The following is a 22,326-nucleotide window of genomic DNA, read 5'->3' on the forward strand; positions in this document are numbered from 1 at the left end:
TTCAAATATCAATTTTGGACTTTGGCTTTAATTTCAAAAAAACAAAAAAATAATATAAAACTACCAAAATGAGAAAATCGATTGTTGCAGGAAACTGGAAAATGCATAAAAACGCAGCGCAAACTGAAGAATTATTAAACGAGTTAATCGCTAAAATTCCAGCAAAAACAAATGCACAAGTAATTGTAGCGCCAACTTTTGTAAACTTGCAAGCGGCAGCAACAAAATTAAAAAATACAACTATCGGAGTTTCTGCTCAAAACGTTCACCAAGCTGAAGGTGGAGCTTTTACAGGAGAAATTTCTGCTGATATGTTAACTAGCATTGGTGTTAACACTGTAATTTTAGGACACTCTGAGCGTAGAGCTATTTTCCACGAAACAGATGCTTTAATTGCAAACAAAGTTGATACAGCTTTAAAACATGACATGACAGTTATTTTCTGTTTTGGAGAAGAATTAAAAGATCGTCAATCTGAAAATCACTTCAACATTGTTGAAAACCAATTACGTGATGGTGTTTTCCATATTGCAAAAGAATCTTGGTCTAAAATTGTTTTAGCTTACGAGCCAGTTTGGGCTATCGGAACAGGAGAAACTGCTTCTCCAGAACAAGCGCAAGAAATGCACGAATTTATTAGAGAGACTATCCGTAAAGCTTTTGGAGCTGAAATCGCTGATGAAGTTTCTATTTTATACGGTGGTTCTGTAAAACCAGAAAACGCTAAAGAAATCTTCTCTAAACCAGACGTAGACGGTGGTTTAATTGGAGGTGCTGCTTTAAAAGCTGATGATTTCTTAGCAATTGTTACAGCTATCTAATTTTTAGATTTATATAAAATGAAAAGCGATACCCAAAAGTATCGCTTTTTTTATGGTTAAAATTGCCCTGTTCTTTCCCAACTTCTATTTTCTATTCTTACCTTTGCAAAAATTTTTATTTATGTCGAATATATATTTAGGATATCATTTTACAATTGAGCCAAAAGAACTTGGTTCAGAAATTTTAGTGGCTGAATTAGGCGAAAAAGCTTTTGAAAGTTTTACAGAGACTGAAAACGGAATTTCGGCTTTTGTGAAGAAAGATTTATGGGATGAGAATATTCTAGATGATATTTATATTTTACAATCTGAAGAGTTTAAGATTGAATATACAATTGAAGAAATCGATCAGGTAAACTGGAACGAAGAATGGGAAAAAAACTTCGAGCCAATTGATGTTGATGGAAAATGTCACGTTCGTGCTCCTTTTCACGAAAAAACCAATGCAGAGTTTGATATTGTAATCGAACCTAAAATGAGTTTTGGAACAGGTCATCACGAGACAACTCACATGATGATTCAGCATTTGTTAGAAATGGATGTAAAAGGTCTAAAAACCCTTGATATGGGTTGCGGAACTGCAATTTTAGCTATTTTGGCCGAAATGAAAGGCGCAGAGCCTATCGATGCTATTGATATTGATAATTGGTGCTATTTAAACTCAATTGAAAATGCTGAACGCAATAATTGCAAACATATCAGCGTTTATGAGGGCGATGCAGCGTTATTGGCAGGAAAAAAATACGATTTGATTATTGCCAACATCAACAGAAATATTTTATTGAATGATATGCAGGCTTATGTTGATGCTTTGAACCCAAAAGGTATAATTCTTTTTAGCGGTTTTTACGAAGAAGACATTCCATTTATTGATGCTTCATGCGTAGAAAAAGGTTTAACTTATGTTAAAAAGCTTCAAAGAAATAACTGGGTGTCTTTAAAATACGTAAATTAGATACTGATAATCAATTCAGTACAAAACTATACAACTATGAGTACTAAAGAAAAAGTAAGAGAAAGAGTTCGCGAAAAAGAAGCCATTGCTTTTAATAACGAGATCATTGTTTACAATGATGATGTAAATACTTTTGATCACGTAATTGATACTCTTATGCGTGTTTGCGACCACACGGCTGAACAAGCCGAACAATGCTCTTTGATTGTACATTACAATGGAAAATGCACTGTAAAAACAGGTCCGATAGAAAAACTTAAACCTCAATGCACACAACTTTTGGAAGCTGGTCTGAGCGCCGAAATTGTCTAATTGATCCATAATTCAAAAAACGCACCCTATTTATTCTGTATCAGAATTGAATAGGGTGCGTTTTTTAATACAAGAAAATAGTTTTCTGTAAACTTTTCTTTTCATTTGTGAGAATCCCTTTTCTGTTTTACTTATTTTAAATCAAAATACTACAATAAAGCGGTTTAATTTATCAATAATTTAAAAAGCATTCTATTTTATTCTATATTTGAATGAAATACAATGTTTTTATGGAAGAATACGGAAAAATATTAATTATTGCGATGCCGGTTTTTTTAGCTTTAATTGTTATTGAAAAAATCTATGGCATTTATAAAAAAAACGACACCGCTCCGTTAATAGACAGCGTATCTAGCATAAGTTCTGGCATAACGAATTCGGTTAAAGATGTTTTGGGACTAAGCATTACTTTTCTTTCTTACGAATGGTTGGCTTCTAAAATTGCCTTGCAACATCTTGAAGCTAATGTTCTCTCCTACTGCATCGCATTTTTTGTAATCGATTTTTATGGATATTGGAGCCATCGTTTGGCACATCAAATTAATTTTCTTTGGAACAAACATGCCATACATCACAGCAGCGAAGAATTTAATCTTGCTTGTGCCCTTCGACAACCAATTGCGAGTTTGGTTAATCTGTTTACCTTTTTGTTGATTCCTGCGGCTTTATTGGGCGTTCCTGCTTCTGTAATTGCTATAACGCTTCCTCTTCATTTGTTTTTACAATTTTGGTATCATACCAAACATATTAAAAAAATGGGGTTTATTGAGCATATTTTAGTAACTCCTTCGCATCATCGCGTGCATCATGCCATTAATCCAGAATATTTAGACAAAAACCATTCTCAGATTTTTATTTTTTGGGACAAGCTTTTCGGTACTTTTCAAGAAGAATTAGACGACGTGCCTCCCGTTTTCGGAATCACAAGACCTGCAAATACATGGAATCCGATTAAAATAAATTTTCAGCATTTGAGTTTACTTATAAAAGATGCTTGGCGCGCTCCAAAATGGAAAGACAAATTAACCATTTGGTTTAAGCCAACAGGGTGGCGTCCAGAAAATTTTGAAGAAAAATATCCCGTAAACAAAATTGAAAATGTTTTTGATTTTGAGAAATACGGCACACAGAATTCTCAAAAATTAATATACTGGTCTGTTGCACAAGTTTTAATAACATTATTATTTGTAAGTTATCTGTTTGAAAATATTGCTAAAATTGGACTTCCAAATATTTTTATCTATGGCTTTTTCATTTTTGTGACCATATATAGCTATACAGAGTTAATGGACAAAAGTAGGTTTGCGCTTTTATGGGAAGGCATACGATTAGGATTTGTAATTTGTATTATTGGCTACTATGGAGATTGGTTTGGATTAAATCGTGTAATTCCAATTAGTAATTATATTATTTTTACCTACCTGATCTTATCTTTTTTAGCGACATTTTATTTTGTCAATTTTGATTTTAAAACCAACCAAAACCAATATATCAATTCATAACCCCTATTATGAGAAACTCTTCTTTTTTTAAAATTTATGTAGCATTTAGTATAATTTATCTAATCATACTACTTTCTGGCTACGAGCATTTTGATCTCTTTCTTAAACCCATTTTGATGCCAATTATGGGCTTTGGAGCTTACTTTTACAGAAAATTTCCGAGTCAGAATATTTTATTGGCAGCGCTGATCCTTTCTTGGCTTGGAGATGTGATTTTACTTTTTACAGATCTTGGAGAGATTTATTTTATCTTAGGACTCGTATGCTTCCTAACGGCACACATTGTTTATTGTGTTCTTTTTAATAAGCAGAGAAGAACTAGAAAAAAACAAAACAAACCATTTTTTATATTTGGCAGCATTCTAATTGCTATTTACTTAATTGGAATGGTTTCTGTTTTGATGCCTTATTTAGGAGATCTTGAAATTCCGGTTTCTATTTATGCTTCCGTAATTTCAATTATGCTTTTATTTGCTTTCAACGGCTTTTTGGTTTGGGAAAAACCAGGCAATCAGCTCGTGTTTTTTGGAGCTCTTTTCTTTATTATTTCTGATAGCATTTTGGCTATAAATAAATTTTACGCTCCAATTCCGAAAAGTTCATTTTTTATTATGCTAACTTATCTTCTGGCACAATATCTGATTGTAGTTGGTGTTTTAAAACTAAATCCGAAAAAAGAACAGCAACCAGTTTAACTTTAGCAATAACCTCAACCCATGAAAAAAATAGCTCTTTTAATTGTTTTATTAATTAGCGCTTCTTCTTGCGTAAGCACAAAATCGACTTTGAAAAATGTTGATGATAATGCGCCAGATTTGATTTTGAAAAAAGACAATACTTTTTCTATAACACAATTTGCGAAAGACAAAAAATACGGTTACGACCCTGATTATCCGGTTAATATATTTTTTCAGAATACCAATAATGAAGCGCTGAACGAAGTCCGCTTTTTAAATGCTTTGGCTGGTCCAAATGGAGAGAAAATAACATTTCACAGGTTAGAAACTTGTTGCCCGTTCCCTACTAAAAGAAGCAGTATGGGTGCTGGATTTTTGAATGTATATGAATTGAAATGGGAAGGTCAAAAAAAGCCAGTTAAGCTTTATTTGAATATTTATGAAAAAGGAATTTTGATGGTTCCTATGGGATTGAGATTGAAGCAAAATTAATATCTCATAACTATTTCAATAAACTATGATTTGTGAGAATATATTTATTTTTAATTTATAATCTTTAATATTGTGGCATATTTCAAACTGTCAATTTAGAACCACAATTTTAAACATAAATTATGCTTAGTCTATTACCGTTAATTCTTATTACTTTACCAATATTGTCGCAAATAATACTTGGTTTTTATTCAATTTATAAAACTGCTTTTCTAAAATTCAGCAATATTTCTTGGATAAATTTTATACTGCAAGTTATATTCTCTTTTGCTGCTTTTAATATTGCAGACTATCATCTTAGAAAGCAATTTGAACCATATCCTGTAAGATGCGGAACATCTCTTGCAGGAACCGCTGCAGCTTGTATCTTATTTCTTTTGATTCTTATCTTAATTATTTCGATTCAGTATTTGATTAAAAGATGGAGAGCAAAAAGGAATAAAATGTAAAACTTTAGAACATGATAAATGTCATTTTCTAACTTTCGATTATGCTTTAATATTGCTTGGGAAAAAGTATTTAATCATTTTTAAAAAATTATAGAAAAATACTAATTCTATTAGCTGCTAGCCAGCCATTGTAGTTCTTAAAATAATCTTAAATCTTAATCTGAAACTCATAAATCATAACTACCTTTGCAGTGCAAAAAAATAATTTTATGAACATACAACATATTCCTCAAATTAAGCATACTGACAGCGGGAATTTCTTTTTATTATCGGGGCCTTGCGCTATCGAAGGAGAAGAAATGGCACTAAGAATTGCTGAAAAATTAGTTGGTATTACTGACAAACTTCAGATCCCTTATGTATTTAAAGGATCTTTCAAAAAAGCAAACCGTTCTAGAATTGACAGTTTTTCTGGAATTGGTGACGAAAAAGCATTAAAAATCTTAAGAAAAGTTTCAGAAACTTTTCACGTTCCAACTGTTACAGATATTCATACTAACGAAGATGCTGATATGGCTGCTCAATACGTTGATGTATTGCAGATTCCAGCTTTCTTAGTTCGTCAGACTGATCTTGTTGTAGCTGCAGCTAATACTGGAAAAGTGGTTAACTTGAAAAAAGGACAATTTATGAGTCCAGAAAGCATGAAACACGCTGTTCAAAAAGTATTAGACTGTAATAATGAGAACGTTATGGTTACAGATCGTGGTACTATGTTTGGTTACCAAGACATGATTGTTGATTTTAGAGGAATTCCTACTATGCAACAATATGCTTCTACGGTTCTTGATGTTACACACTCTTTACAACAGCCAAATCAGACTGCTGGTGTTACAGGTGGAAGACCTGACATGATTGAAACAGTAGCAAAAGCAGGTATCGCAGTTGGTGTTGACGGTATTTTTATCGAAACGCATTTTGACCCTGCTAATGCAAAAAGTGACGGTGCTAATATGCTTCATTTAGACTATTTTGAAGGCTTAATGAACAAGTTAGTTGCTATCAGAAAAACAGTTAACGCATTTTAAATTATAATACTTAAGTTCTTTGAAAACAAAAATTTTATTTTTCTTACTGATGTGTGTTTCTTTAAGCACATTTGCTCAGGAAGAAATACCTGTACAAAAATACGCGGCACACAACAAAGGAAAATTCTTTGTAATGTGGGGCGGTAACAGAGAAAGCTACTCAAAATCTGATGTGAATTTCAGAGGTAAAGATTACAACTTTACAGTTGAAAACATGCAAGCTCATGACAAACCAAAAGGATGGCATGTTGATTATGTTAATCCTGTTAATATGACAATTCCGCAAACGAATTTGAGATTGGGTTACTTTTTTAGCGATCATTACAGCGTTACAATTGGTGTTGACCACATGAAATATGTAATGTCACAAAACCAAATTGCAAACGTAAACGGAAACATTAATTTACCTTCTGACGATCCAGCTTCAATCTACAATGGCGAATACAATAACAGACCAGTAGATATGTCTCAAGGTGGCGCTAAAGAAGGTGGTTATGATAAAGGCGAGACTCATTTAGGAGGTCCTGCTTTCTTAATGTATGAGCATACCGACGGTTTGAATTACATTAATACTGAAGTAGCTAGATTTGATGATATTTCAAAATGGTTTGGATTACCAAATATTGATAAAGTTCAAATCAATTTAACTGAAGGTTTAGGTGCTGGAGTTTTATATCCTAAAACCAATACAACACTTTTAGGAAAAGAACGTCATGATGATTTTCACGTTTCAGGTTATGGTGTTTCTGCTAAAGCTGGTTTAAACATTACCTTTTTTAAACATTTCTACATTCAAGGAGAGTTAAAAGGTGGTTATATCAACATGCAGGATATCAAAACTACAACAAGTCCTGAAGATAAAGCTTCTCAGCACTTTACTTATTTCCAACGAATCATTGCTGTTGGAGGTATTTTTAGAATCTAAATATTTCAAAAAATATATTTCGAAAATAGCTGTCATTTTATTTGGCAGCTATTTTTTTTATTATTTACTTTGCAACTCAAAGTACTTTAAATTTTACTTTATGAAAAATAAAAAATACCTATTTCCGATTATAACTTTCTTCTTAAGCTTTGGATGCGCTTTATTTGTGGCTATAAAAGTTTTTCCTAACAATCCGTTTACAGGAACCAAAGTAGAAAAAACAACTGCAAGCGCAAGCAAGTATAAAGACGGAGATCTTATTTTTCAGACTTCAGAATCTAAACAATGTGAAGCGGTTCGTATTGCGACAAATTCAAAGTTTTCTCATTGTGGGATTATTTATGACATCAACGGAAAATGGTTTGTTTTTGAAGCTGTTCAGCCTGTAAAACTTACTCCGTTAGAAGATTGGATTAAACATGGAAGAGATAGTAAATATGTGGTTAAACGATTGAAAGACGATAGCGTTTTAAAGCCAGTAGTTTTGCAAAAAATGAAAGATTACAGTCAGCAATTTGATGGTAAAGAATATGACGCTTATTTTGAATGGACGGATAACAGAATTTATTGTTCTGAATTGATTTGGAAGATTTATAAAAATGCGGCTGGAATTGAATTATCTCAACTTAAAGAATTGAAAGACTTTAATTTGAAAGATCCGAGAGTTCAAAAAATACTGAAAGAGCGCTATGGCAACAACATACTATTAAACGAAAAAGTCGTTGCTCCTTCTGATATTGCTGATTCTAATATTTTGAAAACTGTTGTAGACACTTACTAATATTTTAAAAAGCTAGATTGCTTTATTGTTTCTAGCTTTTTTATTTATCATTTTACTTTGAAACTCAAAGAACTTTTTAAAACTAACCTATGAAAGACTATTTAATTGAAAAACTGTATGAATGTTCAAAAAAACCATATCAAAAATATTTCAAGAAAAATGAACCTTGGAATATTGATAAAAGCCTTTTAATGGATTATCCAGAAGAAAGTTTAGGATTTGGCTTAGGAAGTTTTCTTTACAAAAACCATTTTGATATTCAGGAGAAACTCGAAGATCACGATATTATTCACGTTTTAACTGGTACTGGAATTTCTGTTTATGAAGAAATCGGAATGCAGTATTATTTATTCGGAAATGGAAAGAAAAGCTTGTATTTGTTTATGGTGATACTGACAGGCACTATTTTTTACCCAAAACGAATGAGCTATTTCATTCAACAATATAAAAAAGGAAAAAAAGCACACACCTTTCATTATCTCGATTTTTCGAAAATGCTTTTTATGCCAATTCAAACTATTCAGCAAACTTTTAAAATTTAAAAATCATGAAAACAATTCATAATCCTTCAGAAGAAAAACAATCTACAGAATTAGCTATTGGGACATTTATAATCAGTACGCTTCTATTTGTCCTTTATATTATTTCAAATGGAAATCCAATGGTTTTGGTTATTGCTTGGCCATTTGCTTTAGCTGGAATTGTTGTCAATTCGATCATGTTTGTACATTTGACCGATCGTTTTGTACATCTTCCGCAACAGCGAAAAGATATTGGAATGAAGCTTTTAATCTTGCTTTCTAATATTCCAATCCTCTTTTTTTATTATTTGATTGTGATGAAATCTTGACATAAAAAAAGCCACAAGTAAAACTTATGGCTTTTTGTTTTTTATAATTTGAATCTTAATTCGCTTTTTTAGTCTCGATTCCGTTTTGGTCTAATAAATACATTAATGTAGTCATTGTAGCTGCACCAAGTTCTAATTCTCTTTTATTGATTGCATCAAATTTATCGTTTGCTGCGTGGTGATAATCAAAATAACGTTGAGAATCTGGTTTTAAACCTGCTTTTACGATAGCTTGTGAAGTCAAATGGCTAATATCTGAACCTGCGTGACCAATTGTAAAACTGTGCACTAAATAAGGCTCGAAAAGATCTTTATAACCTTGAATTTTTTTCAAGTTAGCATCATCAGCTTCAATTGAAAATCCTCTTGGAGAAAATCCTCCTGAATCACTTTCTAAAGCAAAAATGTGGTTTTCTTTATTTTGTTTTGAAACTTCTTCATACTTAGCACCACCTTTTCCGCCATTTTCTTCGTTCATAAACAATACCACACGAATTGTATTTTTTGGCTTGTAGTTTAAGTTTTTCAAAATACGAAGTACTTCCATACTTTGCACTACTCCTGCTCCATCATCATGAGAACCGTCTGCTAAATCCCAAGAATCTAAGTGTCCGCCAACAACCATAATATTTTCTGGAGATACACTTCCTGTCAATTCACCAATTACGTTATAAGACAATGCATCTGGTAAAGTCTCGCAAGATTGTTTGAAATAAAATTTCAAAGCTGGATTTCTTTTTAAAGTTTTGCTTAGCAATTCTGCACCATTTGTACTAATTGCAGCTGTTGGAATATATTGTTCTTTTGGCAAATCACCATAGCTTTGAGCACCTGTATGAGGAAAATCATCCAAACGTAAGTTCATAGAACGAACAATTGTTCCTACTGCTCCTAATTTTGCAGCTTCTTTTGCTCCTGCATATCTTTGGTCAACACAAGCTCCATAAGAAGTAAAAGTTTCAATGTTTTCAGGATTCATTGGTCGGTTGTAAAAAACAATTTTTCCTTTTACTTTATCTGCTCCTAATTCAGCTAATTCTTTAATTCCTTGAACCTCGATAATTTCTGCAGTAAGACCTGTTTTTGCTGTTGCAACAGAACCACCTAACGCGCAAATTGGCACATTTGTTTTTACTTTTCCATCAAGAATATAAGCTGTTTCTTTTTCGCCTCTAACCCAGTGAGGAACCATAACTTCTTGTAAATAAACTTTATCAAGTCCTAAGCTTTCTAATTGTCTTTTAGTGTAGTCAACTGCTTGTTCTGCACCTTTAGATCCAGACAAACGAGCTCCGATATCGTTAGACAAATATTCTAACCAAGTGTAGCATTTTGACTCAGTTAAGGCTTTTTTGTAAAATAATTTGATGTTTTTTTCATCATTTGTTTGAGCAAAAGATGTCAATCCGCTTAAAACTAATGCAGTTAAAAGAATTGTTTTTTTCATAGTTTTGATAGTAATTTTGGAGTTTATAGTGCTTTTGGCACATTCACAAAGGAACAAAATAATTGACATTTCTGAGGCTTTTTTCTCAACCTTTTCTCAAAAAAAAGCTCCAATTACAAATTCTTCAATTTGCAATTAGAGCTTTTACAGATTTTATAAATAAAAATTATTTTACTTCAATAATCTTATTTTTTGTTCCAATTCCGTTTTCATTAAAAGGCTCGATTGTGAAATAATATTTCGTTCCTTTATCTAAACCTCTGAAATCATAAGTATTATCACCGTAAACCATAATGCTGTTATACAATTTATCTGGTTCAATTCCGTAATAAATGTTATAACCAATTGCATCAGCTTGTTTTTTCCAAGAAATCATCGCATTTCTAGAATCTGCTTTGTTTCTGTCTACTTTGAAAGAAGCTACAGCTTTTGGTTTTGCCGCCAACCCGTTTCCGAAAACTCTGAAATCTGAAACAGCAAATAAACCAGATGCATTATGAATGTTTTCCATTTTAATGTAACGCGCTTTAATCGATTTTGTCAATTCTACATAATCGTGAGGCGCATCTTTATCGTTTTTAGATTTATCTACAACCAAAGTCCAGTTTTGAGCATCATCAGACATGAAGATTTTATACTGATAATAAATATCCATTGCTTTATTAAACTGAGTTGCTTTATGATCTGCATAGTTGATTTGAAGTGCATTAATTTCCATTTGTCTTCCTAAATCCATTTGAAGCCATTCTCCAGGATTATTCGTTTTTGCCGACCAATACGTTTGAATGTTTTCATCTGTTAGATTTTCAGGTCCGTAACAGAATTTTTCGTATACTTTCTTTCCACCGTTGTCCATTCTGTGCGTTTCTACTTCCATACATTCTTCAGAAGAAGAAACTGTTACAGGCTTTTTATATGAAAGCAACATCCATCCAGAAGAAGCTCCTTTTGTCTGATCGCGCTGACTTGTAGGCAAAACGATTGGAAAATCTCCGTAAGCTGTAATAGAATACATTACATCGTCTTTGTCGAATCCTGCAGGAAACATATCTATACGACGTTCAAAACGGTCTTTAATGGAAATTTTGCATGTTCCTGTATTCCAATAATTTCCGTAATTGTCTGCAAACGTATTTCCGTGTCCAGCGCCAATTACAAATCCGCCTGGTTTATAAGACATTGGATTGTGTTTTTGATATGTAAATGGCCCTAACGGATTATCTCCAACATGCACACCATTTGCATAACCCTTAAATTCGGTTGCTGGCGCACCGTATTGCATATAATATTTTCCGTTGTGTTTGGTCATCCAAGCGCCTTCAATGAAATTCCCCCAAGGTGCAGGTTCCATATCATTATTTGGTCCGAAGCGTTCCCATCCGTGAGCTGATGGATCCAGAATTGCAACTTCTTTGATTTGTCCGTAGGGCTTTTGAATATCCTCTACTTCTGTAGCTTTGTATAAAGTCGCATAATCTGCCTGATTTCCTTTTGGTAACCAAGTTTTATAATCAACCTCAACACCAACTAATGGTAGTTTTCCACTAGAACCGTAGTACATATAGACTTTTTTGTCATCATCTTGAAAAATCGCTGGATCCCAAGTTGGCAACATTGCTTTGTCTACATGACGTGTCCATCTTCCTGATTTTGGATCTGCAGTTTTCCAAATTGGATGATCTCTTTTCCAAGTTGAACCAACGTAAAATAACGTATCATTTACAACCCAAGCCGCTGGAGCGCACTGGTCATCATCTCCTGGCTGTCTTTGGAAACTTCCGTAAACAAAATTCCAATCTGACATGTCTTTACTCCAAAAGAAACCAGCTTGATTGGTTGCAAATAAATAATATTCACCTTTATAAGTAATAATTACTGGATCTGCACTTGAACGACGAGATTCTGGAATTCCGTTATGATTGTGCGTTGTATAATTGTATCCAATATTAATCGGATTACAATAAGTTGTTGCAGGCTTGCTCGGGTCAAACCATTCTGTTTTACCAGAATTTTGTGCCGAAAGACTGGTTCCGATAAGCATCGAAAGCAATACAATTGGCTTAAATTGTTTAAATATATTCTTCATGGTTAGATTTTAAGTTTGTAAAGTCGAAAGAATTATTTTTTTGCCTGTAATCTTTCTTTCAGAAGTTCGGGTTCGTTTGTCGTGATGTAATTGAATTTGTGTTCAATAATCCAATCCATATCCTTCGCATCATTAACAGTCCAAGCGTTTAGGATAATTTTGTTATCCTTTGCTTCTTGAATCCATTCTGGATGCTTTTGGAAAACAGAATAATGATAATCGACTCCGTTAATTTTATCAGCCTTTACTTCTTTCGGAGATTTATTTCCTTCAAGATATTGCAAAGAAGTTTTAGGATCTATTGTTCTGATTTTCTTTAGAATATCATAATCAAAACTGATGTAGCAGGTATTTTTATCGGCTTTTAATTTTTTAATGGTTTCGACGGTTGCTACACCAGTTTTTTGTCCTCTTTCTTTACTTATTTCTGAAGGTTTGATTTCGCAAACCAAAAGTGTATGTTTATTATTTCGCATTCCCTCTGAAATATATTCATGAAGGGTCGGAAGTTTTTCTCCGTTTGATAATTTGAACTTTATTAAATCTGCATAATTCGTTTCTTCGATAAGCAATTTGTTGTAATGAGCATCATGGTTGATTACAAGCGAATCGTCTGCTGTTCTCCAAACATCAAATTCTGAACCTGGCAATTTTAAATCGATTGCATGTCTTAAAGCTGCAATCGAATTTTCTGGCAGATTGTTCTTTTTCCAAGCTCCGCGATGTGCTACAATTGCATTTTTTTGTGCATAACTAGATGAAAAAGCAATAAGACAAACGGCACTAAATATTTTTAAATTATTCATAATATTGTGTAGTTAAAAAATTACAAAAGGGTCTTTCATTCTTAGAAAAAAAGCCCTCCAAACGAAGGGCTTTTCACTAATCAAATAAACCAACTATTTAGTTAACTCAAAACTAACTTTCTTATCGGCGTTTGAATTTCCTCCAATGAAGATATCAAACTGCCCTGGCTCTGCTACGAATTGTAAATCAGAGTTATAAAATTTTAAATCCTCAACAGTAATGTCGAAACTTACTGTTTGTTTTTCACCTTTTTTAAGTGTTATTTTTTGGAAACCTTTCAATTCTCTAACTGGTCTTGTTACTGAACCAACTAAATCTCTAATATATAATTGAACTGTTTCTTTTCCGTCAAAATTTCCAGTGTTTGTTACATCAACAGTTACTTTCAATTTTCCTGAGGCATTCATTTTATCAGAAGAAATTTTGATGTTTGAATAATCAAAAGTTGTGTAGCTTAAACCAAATCCGAATGGGAATAAAGGCTCGTTTCTTTCGTCAATATAATTTGATCTGAATTTTTCGAATTTACCTTCTGTGTTAGAAAGCGGTCTTCCTGTATTTTTGTGTGCGTAGTAAATTGGCAATTGTCCAACGCTTCTTGGGAAAGTTGAAGTTAATTTTCCAGAAGGATTTACATCTCCAAATAAAACATCAGCAATAGCGTAACCAGCTTCTGTTCCAGCGAACCAAGCGTTTAAGATTGCAGGAACTGTTTTTTCTTCTTCAGTAATTACTAACGGACGTCCGTCAAATAAAACTACAACAACTGGTTTTCCTGTTTTTAATAAAGCGTTTAATAAATCTTTTTGCGCTTGTGGAATTTCCAAGTTTGTACGGCTGCTAGATTCTCCACTCATTTCAGCAGATTCTCCTAAAGCCGCAACAATTACATCTGATTGCTCTGCTACTTTTAAAGCTTCTGCTAATAAATCTTCTTTTGAACGAGAATCACGGTGTAATGTTTTTCCAAACATTGTAGCGTTAGTTTCAAAAGTTTCATCGTAATCTAAGTTGCTTCCTTTAGCATAAAGAACTTTAGTTCCTGCTCCAGCAACTTCTTGAATACCTCTCAATAATGAAACAGCATTTTCCATTTTTGTAGCAACGCTCCAAGTACCTGGCATGTTTTCTTTAGCATCTGCTAATGGTCCGATTAAACCAATAGTTCCAGATTTTTTAAGAGGTAAAAGCTGATTTTGGTTTTTTAATAAAACTAAAGATTGTGCAGCGATTGAACGAGCTTCTTTTCTGCTGTCTGCTGTGAAAATCTCCGTTTTAGCTCTTTTCTCATCACAGTATTTGTATGGATCTTGGAATAATCCTAAATCATATTTTGCTTCTAAAATCAATTTAACCGCATTATCGATTGTTTCGATTTTTACTCTTCCTTCATCCAAAGATTTTTTCAAAGTCGTTAAGAAACCTTCTCCAACCATATCCATTTCAACACCAGCATTTAACGCTAAAGCTGAAACATCTTGAAGATCTCCCATTCCGTGAGGAATCATTTCAGGAATTCCAGTGTAATCTGTTACTACAAATCCTTTGAAACCCCATTGTTTTCTTAAAACATCGGTCATTAACCATTTATTTCCAGTTGCAGGGATTCCGTCAACTTCATTGAAAGAAGCCATAACCGAACCTACACCAGCATCAACAGCCGCTTTGTAAGGAGGAAAATATTCATTAAACATTCTGATGTGACTCATATCTACCGTGTTATAATCACGACCCGCTTCTGGAGCTCCATATAATGCGAAGTGTTTAACACAAGCTAAGATTGAGTTATTTTTAGAAAGATCATGCTGTTGGTAACCGTTTACCATTGCTTTTGCAATTTGGCTTCCTAAGTACGGATCTTCTCCTGAACCTTCAGAAACTCTTCCCCATCTTGGATCGCGAGAAACGTCAACCATTGGAGAGAATGTCCAGTTGATTCCGTCTGCACTTGCTTCTTTAGCAGCGATTTGAGCACTTCTTTCGATTAAGCCCATATCCCAAGTACAAGACAATCCTAACGGAATCGGGAATGTAGTTTCGTAACCGTGAATTACGTCCATACCAAAAAGCAACGGAATTTTTAAACGGCTTTTTTCAACCGCAATTTTCTGTACTTCTTTAATTTTTTGAACTGATTTAATGTTGAACAAACCACCCACTTTTCCTTCAGCAATATTTTTTGCCACATTTGAGCTATTTCCTTGCCCTGTGGTAATATCACCAGATGTAGGCAAGTTTAACTGACCCAATTTCTCGTCTAAAGTCATTTTTGACATCAACTCCGCCACAAATTCAGACTTTGGTTTAATTTTCACTGTATTTTTAGGCGTCTTTTTTTGAGCAAAGCCCAAAACAGCGCATCCTAAAAAAAGTAAGACTAATTTGTTTTTCATTCTATTCTATTTATTTGTTTGTATTCGTTTTTCTTTGCTGAAACATCCAGTCGTAGATCTCTTTGTTATCATAAACTCTTGTCCAGCTGTCATGATTTGCGTCATCAAAAATGGTCAGCTTTACATCTTTTGCATTGCATTTTTTCAATTCATTATAAATTGTAATTGCATAATTCACATTTACCACATTGTCCTGTAATCCGTGAAAAATCCTGGTTGGAATATTGGCTATTTCACAAGCGTGTTCTAACTGAATTAAATCTACAAAACCAGCGACAGGTACATTTGCTGCAAATAGATCTGGATGTGAAAAAGCCAAATTCCATGAAGCCCAACCTCCTGAGCTCAAACCAGTAACATATATTCTATCTGAATCAATTTTGTTTTCTTTCTGAATTTTTACAATCAGCTGATAAATCGATTCTATATCCCAATTTTCATCTTCTTTGCATTGTGGAGCCAAAACATAAGCATCCAATTGGTGGCTTTTCAAATATTTTAAAGGACCATTTATTTTTACTTTTTCCAGATCAGTTCCTTTTTCTCCATCTCCAGAAATAAAAACAATCAATGGTTTTTTCTCTTTAATATTCGCTGGACGATGCAAAACATATCCCAGTTCGTATTTAGACATTATAACTGTATTAATTTTTCCGGTTGTTTCACTCTGCCCAAAAACAACAGTAGAAACTAACATCAATATAAATGCTAATGTATTTTTCATCGAATCTTAAATTCCGTATTTCCCAGATTTAAATCCAAGTTTTGTTAAACCTTGTTTTACCTCTGGAGCATTCATAAACAACTTCCATAATAATCCAGTTCTGTGATTTTCAATCATTACAACTTCTGGACCTTGATCAATTGCCAAATAACGTTTTGCTACCCATTTGTTTCCTAAACTCAAAGCATCATAAAAACCTGCATCTCCCCAAGTTTCTTCTTTATGATTTTCATATAAATTGCGAATAACAGCCATTGATTCTTTTGGCGTATATACAATTGAACTAATTGCCGCAGTTGGAGAAATTACACCTTGATCATTGCTTGGCATATGTGCATTGTAGCCAATTGAACCATCAGGATTTCTTGAATATGAAGCTGTTAATCCCCAATATTCAGGGCCATAACCTGCATTTTTATTCGGATTTTCAACACAATATTGGTAGTTAATTTTAGTCTGATTTACATTTAAATCCCAATAGTTAGCGTATTTATCGCTCAATTGGTTCGGATCTAAACCTACATAAGAGTAATGTGCCCAGAATAACGGACCGCCAAATTCTTCAGCTCCATTATGTTTTAAAATAAGCGGGATATTGTATTTTGTTTTTGAAGAAACTATGCCACCGCTTCTCGCCCAGCCTTCGTGATATGCTTTCGCATCGATTGTGTGTGTTGGCGAAGATGCTGCCATTACGTAGGTAATAAGACATTCATTATATCCTTGCAACGGAAAATTCATCTGCCAAGCATAATTTGGAGACCAGTGCCAGTACAAAACATTTTTATTATTTGTAAACCATTGCCATTCAACACCTTTCCAAAGCGCATCAAATTTTTGAGCTACTGCTTTTTCTTTTTCAGAACCATCTTTAAGATATTCACGAACGGTAATCATTCCTGCAACCAAAAATGAGGTTTCGACCAAATCTCCTCCGTTATCCTTGGTTCCAAAAGGTTTTACTTTTCCTGTATTTCCGTCAATCCAATGTGACCATGCTCCATGAAAACGATCTGCTTTGCCTAAAAAATCTGCAATTTTGTTAAGTCTTTCTACTCCTTGGTCTTTAGTAATATAACCTTGCGACATTCCTGAAACAAGTGCCATTAATCCGAAACCTGAACCTCCTGTTGTTACGATATTTGAATCGTTTTCAGGATAATTCCCATCTGGATGGTAACGTTCTCTAGCTAATCCAGAATTAGGTTCTGCATAATCCCAGAAGTATTTAAAAGTTTGTTTTTGAACAGCATCTAAAAGCTGCTCATCTGTTAATGCAGCAACGCCAGAAGTATTTTCCTGTGCATTTTCTTGTGGCTTCTCGGACTTAGATCCGCAGCTAAAGAAAGTAAAAGCTAAAAATAAAACTGAAATTCTAATCATTATAAAAATTTAAGATTTTGTAAAATAATCACTTCCCTCAGAAACTGAAGGAAGTGATATATAAGGGAATATTAATTATAACCAGGGTTTTGAGAACTCAAACCTTCTGCTTGTAAAATAAATGAAGCAGGAATTGGGAATACTTCGTTTTTACCTACTGTAAATACTCTTCCATTAGGGAAATAAATACTTTTGTCTGCTGCAAAAGCATCTTTTGCCTGGCCAGTTCTTACTAAATCAAAGAATCTGTCGAACTCAAATGCTAGCTCTACTCTTCTTTCTTTCCAGATAGCAGTTCTAACTTCTGATTGACTTGCTGCAGGAGTATCACCTAATTTTGCTCTATGTCTAATTTGGTTAAGCAAAGTGATTGCTTCTGAAGTTCTGCTTAATTCATTTAAAGCTTCAGCTTTCATTAATAGAACTTCACCGTATCTTAGGTATTTAATATTTGCATCTGTTTCCCATGCATTAGTAAAGGCAGAAGAATATGCTTTAAAGTTATATCTTGGATTAGGATCTGTTTGTCCTTCTTCTAATTCTACTGTTGGAACTACAGTACCATCATATAAAGTTGTTCCTCTAAAAATAATGGTTGCATCTTTTCTAACATCTCCTGTTTCGTATGCATCTACCAAACTTTGAGAAGGCTGGTTAAAGCCCCATCCCCAAGAATCACGCACACCTTGAGTGTTTGAATATCCTTGAATACCACGTGCAGGAACTGCACCGTTTCCATTTATTTCAAAAATAGACTCAATATCGTTTTCTCCTTCAAGTCTAAACATTTTAGCATAATCTGGAGCAAGACCGTATCCTGTAATAAGATCGCAATTGTCTATTACTTTCTGCCAATTTTTTTGGTATAAACTTACTTTTGCCAATAAAGCGTAAGCAGCACCTTTTGATGCTCTTGCTTTTTCAGAATCTGCATATGCTGTTCTATTTGGCAAAGCTTGGATAGCATCAGCTAAATCTTTTTCAATAAATGCATATACCTCAGCTGTAGTTTTACGAGTTAACTGCATTGTTTTATCCTCTGGAGATAATGGAATACTAGAAACGTGATCTACAATTGGCACCCCTCCATAACATTTAACTAAAGTAAAATACATGAAAGCTCTCAAGAATTTTGCTTCTCCAATTAATCTTGCTCTCAAAGCCGGATCAGCTTTATCTAATTTAGGAATAATTGCTAATGCCTGATTACATCTGTTGATTCCATCATAATTTGCATTAAATGTGCTCTCAGCAGATGGGTTTGATGCGTTATAAGTTAGTGCATCTAAAACATCTTTATCTGTACCTGTATCACTTGGAGTTGAACCTTTGTCAGCATCATCAGATGTAATACTAGCTAATCCAATCCATCCGAATGAACTCATATCCCAGTCTAAAAATTTACTGTAAATTGAGGTAACAAATGTTTTTGCTCCGTTGTCATTATTAAACAATTCGATATCATCTACAGAAACAGTTTCTGTTTGTTTAACATCTAAGTAATCATCAGCACATCCTGTAAAAGTAAATGCAGATAATACGAAGATTGATATATATATCTTTTTCATAATATTAAAATTTTAAATTAGCACCAATTACAAATGATCTTAATGTTGGATAAGCATCCAATTCAACACCTTGTGTTCCGTATGGGTTACCATCTCCGTTTAACTCAGGAGAGAAACCAGAAAACTTTTGTGTAATAAAAGGGTTAATCGCATTAAAATAAATTCTGCAAGAACTAACAAATTGACCTTCAGGAATAGGAAGTTTATATCCTACAGTAATGTTGTTGATTCTGAAGAAATCCGCAGATTCCATATAGTAAGTAGAAGCAACAGGAACAGTATTAAATGGTCTTGGATTTGATGCAGTTGTATTTGTTGGAGTCCAATAATTATTAGTCATAGAAGCTTCAATATTTTCACCTCCAAAACGTTGTGCTTTTTTACCGTTGTAAACTTTTGCTCCACCAGTTCCGTATCCATCAACTGAGAAATCGATGCTTTTGTAAACCAATCCTAAAGAAACACCATAGTTAGATGTTGGTAAAATTGAACCAACATATTTTTTATCAGCTGTTGCAGATAAAGCGTCTTGAGTTACTTTAGCTCCAGAAGCATTATAATAAAGCATATTTCCGTTTGCTGGATCTACACCTGCATATTGATAAAGGTAGAAACTACCTAATGGCTGACCAATTGAATTGTTGTACAACAATTTAGTATCCTGACCATTACCTAAATTACCTCCGATAACCTGAGATAATGAAACATTTTTCAAACTTGTAAGTTCGTTTTTGTTGTGAGAGTAGTTACCTCCAACCCAGTAGCTTAAATCGTCAGTGATTTTATCATCCCAACGTAAAGCAACCTCGTATCCTTTGTTTGATACTTCTCCAACATGAGATGGCGTAGCAACAGTAATACCTGAAGTTGGGTAAGGTTTAATATTTAAAATAACGTTATCAGTGTTTTTGTTATAAACATCGAATGATCCTTTTAATCTGCTATCTAAGAATTCGAAATCTAAACCTACAGACGCTTCTTCTGTAATTTCCCAAGTTAAAGTAGGGTCGATTTGAGAAGTTATACTTGTACCTTCATTTAAGATTGAGCCTCCTAAGTAACTGTTAAGTCCAGAAGCATATCCTTGATTATTTAACGGTACATTTTGGTTACCTAATTTACCCCAGCTTCCTCTTAATTTAATTAAATCAACTCCTTTAATATCTTTCAAGAAGCTTTCTTTAGTCATAATCCATCCAAGACCTACAGATGGGAAAGTTCCCCAACGGTAATCTTTAGCAAAATTTGAAGATCCATCACGTCTAATAGTACCAGTAACTAAGTATCTGTCCAATAATTTATATTGTACACGTCCAAAATAAGAAGCTAATTTACTTTCGTTGAATACAATATCTTGTAAACTAGTTACTGTACCAACGTAATCTACACCTTTAGAATCTGTTGAATTATATAAAGACCAATAATTAGAATCTGGACTTACATTTTTTCTAACAATTGCTAATTTTTCTCTAGGACCTTTTACAGAAGTTTCAATACCTGCCGTTAACTCAACATCATGAATATTTGCAAAAACTTTATTATAAGTCAAGTAGTTAGATAAGTTCCAGTTAAAATACTGCTCTCTACCTCTTGTCAATAAGTTAATAGGGTCTGAAGAATTATAACCAGACTCAACACGAGTTGGATTTGCTGCTAACCAGATATTTCTAGTATCCTCGAAATTATATTGTTTCCAAGTATAATATTCACCATTAAATTGTGAAGTGAATTTTAATCCTTCTAAGATTTCGTAATCTAATTTCAAACCTCCTTGAAGTGTGATGCTTCTTTGTTGCTCATTGTAGAAATCTAATTGTGATACTGGATTTCCAACATTATTAAATGAAGCACCTGTTGGGCTCGCAACTCCATTAGCATCTACAAAAGGCACACCATATTTTCCATTAGAAAAACGTACAGGAACAATTGGTGATTGTTTATATGCATTTGTAAAAGCACTTAATGGTTTTGGAGTAGAATTAGCCGATGTAAAGCTAAAGTTCTGATTTAAAGTAATTTTTTTAGAAATCTTAAATTCATTATTATTTCTAAAATTTGTACGGCTATAGTTTAAGCCATTAAGAATTGCTTGTTCTTGGTAGTTACCTGCACTAAAAAAGTATTTAACATTCTCTGAGGCACCAGAGATAGAAATATTATTTTGAGTATAAGTACCTGTTCTTGTAATTTCATCAAGCCAATTAGTATTAACTGGTTGATTTAAAGAAAATTTATCTGTTCCTAAAGAAGCATTAGTATAGCTTGCGTATTGATTAGCATCTGCCATTTTAACTTTCTTAAGCGGTGTTCTAACACCTCCAAAACTTTCGATCTCTACAGAAACTCTGTCACCTTTACCTTTTTTAGTAGTAATAATGATAACCCCGTTTGCAGCTCTTGTTCCGTAGATTGCTAATGAAGACGCATCTTTAAGAATCTCATAAGAAGTAATATCATTTGTATTGATATTATTGATGTTTTCTGTTGGCATACCATCAACAATATATAAAGGACTTCTTCCTCCTAATGCAGTACCCAAACCTCTAATAACTACAGAAGGTGTACTTCCTGGAGCATCTGAAGAAGTTACTTGTACACCGGCAGCTTTACCTTGAATAGCCTGAGAAGCATTCATTACCTTTGTTTTAGTAACGTCTTCCGCTTTTAATGAAGTAATTGCAGAAGTATTGTCTATTTTCTTTCTGGTACCGTAACCAATAACAACTACTTCTTTTAAAGCAGTGTCACCTGCTTCTTTTAATGTAATCGTCATTCCTGCCGCTGCAGGCACAGAAATAGAATCGAAACCAAGCATAGAGACTTTTAAAATTTCTCCAGCTTTTACATTTATGGTAAAATTACCATCAAAGTCAGCATCAGCAGAAGTTCTAGATTCTGAAGCACTAATGATTGCTCCAGGAACTCCCATTCCGCTGCTGTCAACCACTTTTCCTTTGATTGCTTGCGCTTGCCCCATCATATATGTAGGCAGTAGCAAGAGAGCTAAAAAGCTAAAAATAAAATTTTTCATACAGTACGTAATCGTTTAAGTTAGTAGAGCCAAATTAAGCAATTACAACGTTGTAGTACATCAAATAACACTACAACATAACTACATCATTATGT

Annotated in this window: 20 protein-coding genes; 12 read left to right on the forward strand and 8 right to left on the reverse strand. The window is 33.6% G+C overall.

The window, feature by feature from the left end:
• Positions 1-68 precede the first annotated feature (68 nt).
• The 12 genes from tpiA (at position 69) to ACE01P_RS05955 (ending at position 8,792) form a co-directional block, all read left to right on the forward strand.
• On the forward strand, positions 69-821 hold the full coding sequence (gene tpiA / locus ACE01P_RS05900; protein ID WP_379695252.1) for a triose-phosphate isomerase: 753 nt from the start codon (positions 69-71) through the stop codon (positions 819-821).
• A gap of 121 nt (positions 822-942) precedes the next feature.
• Positions 943-1,776, forward strand: a complete 834-nt coding sequence (prmA, locus tag ACE01P_RS05905) for a 50S ribosomal protein L11 methyltransferase (RefSeq protein WP_343588843.1) — start codon at positions 943-945, stop codon at positions 1,774-1,776.
• Positions 1,777-1,812: 36 nt separating this feature from the next.
• Entirely contained in the window at positions 1,813-2,088 is a 276-nt protein-coding gene (locus tag ACE01P_RS05910; RefSeq protein ID WP_095927736.1) for an ATP-dependent Clp protease adaptor ClpS, read from the forward strand.
• Between the two features lie 230 nt (positions 2,089-2,318).
• A complete protein-coding gene (locus ACE01P_RS05915) occupies positions 2,319-3,590 on the forward strand; it encodes a sterol desaturase family protein (RefSeq protein WP_379695331.1) in 1,272 nt (423 codons plus the stop codon).
• Between the two features lie 8 nt (positions 3,591-3,598).
• Entirely contained in the window at positions 3,599-4,285 is a 687-nt protein-coding gene (locus tag ACE01P_RS05920) for a lysoplasmalogenase (RefSeq protein WP_379695255.1), read from the forward strand.
• Between the two features lie 21 nt (positions 4,286-4,306).
• Entirely contained in the window at positions 4,307-4,759 is a 453-nt protein-coding gene (locus ACE01P_RS05925) for a 2-dehydro-3-deoxyphosphooctonate aldolase (RefSeq protein WP_379695257.1), read from the forward strand.
• 122 nt (positions 4,760-4,881) lie between these two features.
• Entirely contained in the window at positions 4,882-5,208 is a 327-nt protein-coding gene (locus tag ACE01P_RS05930) for a hypothetical protein (protein WP_379695259.1), read from the forward strand.
• Positions 5,209-5,417: 209 nt separating this feature from the next.
• A complete protein-coding gene (kdsA, locus tag ACE01P_RS05935; RefSeq protein ID WP_379695261.1) occupies positions 5,418-6,236 on the forward strand; it encodes a 3-deoxy-8-phosphooctulonate synthase in 819 nt (272 codons plus the stop codon).
• 19 nt (positions 6,237-6,255) lie between these two features.
• The gene (locus ACE01P_RS05940) at positions 6,256-7,161 is read left to right on the forward strand and encodes a hypothetical protein (protein WP_379695263.1); all 906 of its coding nucleotides are present in this window, start codon (positions 6,256-6,258) and stop codon (positions 7,159-7,161) included.
• A gap of 100 nt (positions 7,162-7,261) precedes the next feature.
• Positions 7,262-7,942, forward strand: a complete 681-nt coding sequence (locus ACE01P_RS05945) for a YiiX family permuted papain-like enzyme (protein ID WP_379695265.1) — start codon at positions 7,262-7,264, stop codon at positions 7,940-7,942.
• Between the two features lie 89 nt (positions 7,943-8,031).
• Positions 8,032-8,484, forward strand: a complete 453-nt coding sequence (locus ACE01P_RS05950) for a hypothetical protein (protein ID WP_379695267.1) — start codon at positions 8,032-8,034, stop codon at positions 8,482-8,484.
• A 5-nt stretch (positions 8,485-8,489) separates the two neighbouring features.
• Entirely contained in the window at positions 8,490-8,792 is a 303-nt protein-coding gene (locus ACE01P_RS05955) for a hypothetical protein (RefSeq protein ID WP_379695269.1), read from the forward strand.
• 55 nt (positions 8,793-8,847) lie between these two features.
• Here ACE01P_RS05955 and ACE01P_RS05960 read toward each other — a convergent pair whose 3' ends face one another.
• The 8 genes from ACE01P_RS05960 to ACE01P_RS05995 all read right to left on the reverse strand — a co-directional run bounded on the left by ACE01P_RS05960 (position 8,848) and on the right by ACE01P_RS05995 (position 22,231).
• A complete protein-coding gene (locus tag ACE01P_RS05960; protein ID WP_379695271.1) occupies positions 8,848-10,239 on the reverse strand; it encodes a M20/M25/M40 family metallo-hydrolase in 1,392 nt (463 codons plus the stop codon).
• A gap of 166 nt (positions 10,240-10,405) precedes the next feature.
• Entirely contained in the window at positions 10,406-12,325 is a 1,920-nt protein-coding gene (locus ACE01P_RS05965; protein ID WP_379695273.1) for a discoidin domain-containing protein, read from the reverse strand.
• 32 nt (positions 12,326-12,357) lie between these two features.
• Positions 12,358-13,131 carry a glycerophosphodiester phosphodiesterase family protein gene (locus tag ACE01P_RS05970; protein ID WP_379695275.1) on the reverse strand — a complete coding sequence of 258 codons (774 nt, stop codon included), beginning with the start codon at positions 13,129-13,131 and terminating at the stop codon, positions 12,358-12,360.
• A gap of 93 nt (positions 13,132-13,224) precedes the next feature.
• On the reverse strand, positions 13,225-15,525 hold the full coding sequence (bglX, locus tag ACE01P_RS05975) for a beta-glucosidase BglX (RefSeq protein ID WP_379695277.1): 2,301 nt from the start codon (positions 15,523-15,525) through the stop codon (positions 13,225-13,227).
• Positions 15,526-15,535: 10 nt separating this feature from the next.
• On the reverse strand, positions 15,536-16,249 hold the full coding sequence (locus ACE01P_RS05980) for a prolyl oligopeptidase family serine peptidase (RefSeq protein WP_379695279.1): 714 nt from the start codon (positions 16,247-16,249) through the stop codon (positions 15,536-15,538).
• Positions 16,250-16,255: 6 nt separating this feature from the next.
• On the reverse strand, positions 16,256-17,632 hold the full coding sequence (locus ACE01P_RS05985; RefSeq protein ID WP_379695281.1) for a glucoamylase family protein: 1,377 nt from the start codon (positions 17,630-17,632) through the stop codon (positions 16,256-16,258).
• A 71-nt stretch (positions 17,633-17,703) separates the two neighbouring features.
• Positions 17,704-19,200 carry a RagB/SusD family nutrient uptake outer membrane protein gene (locus ACE01P_RS05990; RefSeq protein WP_379695283.1) on the reverse strand — a complete coding sequence of 499 codons (1,497 nt, stop codon included), beginning with the start codon at positions 19,198-19,200 and terminating at the stop codon, positions 17,704-17,706.
• Between the two features lie 4 nt (positions 19,201-19,204).
• Complete coding sequence (locus ACE01P_RS05995) at positions 19,205-22,231, reverse strand: SusC/RagA family TonB-linked outer membrane protein (protein WP_379695285.1); 3,027 nt, start codon at positions 22,229-22,231, stop codon at positions 19,205-19,207.
• Positions 22,232-22,326 lie beyond the last annotated feature (95 nt).

Origin of the sequence: Flavobacterium sp. HJSW_4, from assembly GCF_042436695.1 — a bacterium.
In the GTDB taxonomy this organism is placed as follows: domain Bacteria; phylum Bacteroidota; class Bacteroidia; order Flavobacteriales; family Flavobacteriaceae; genus Flavobacterium.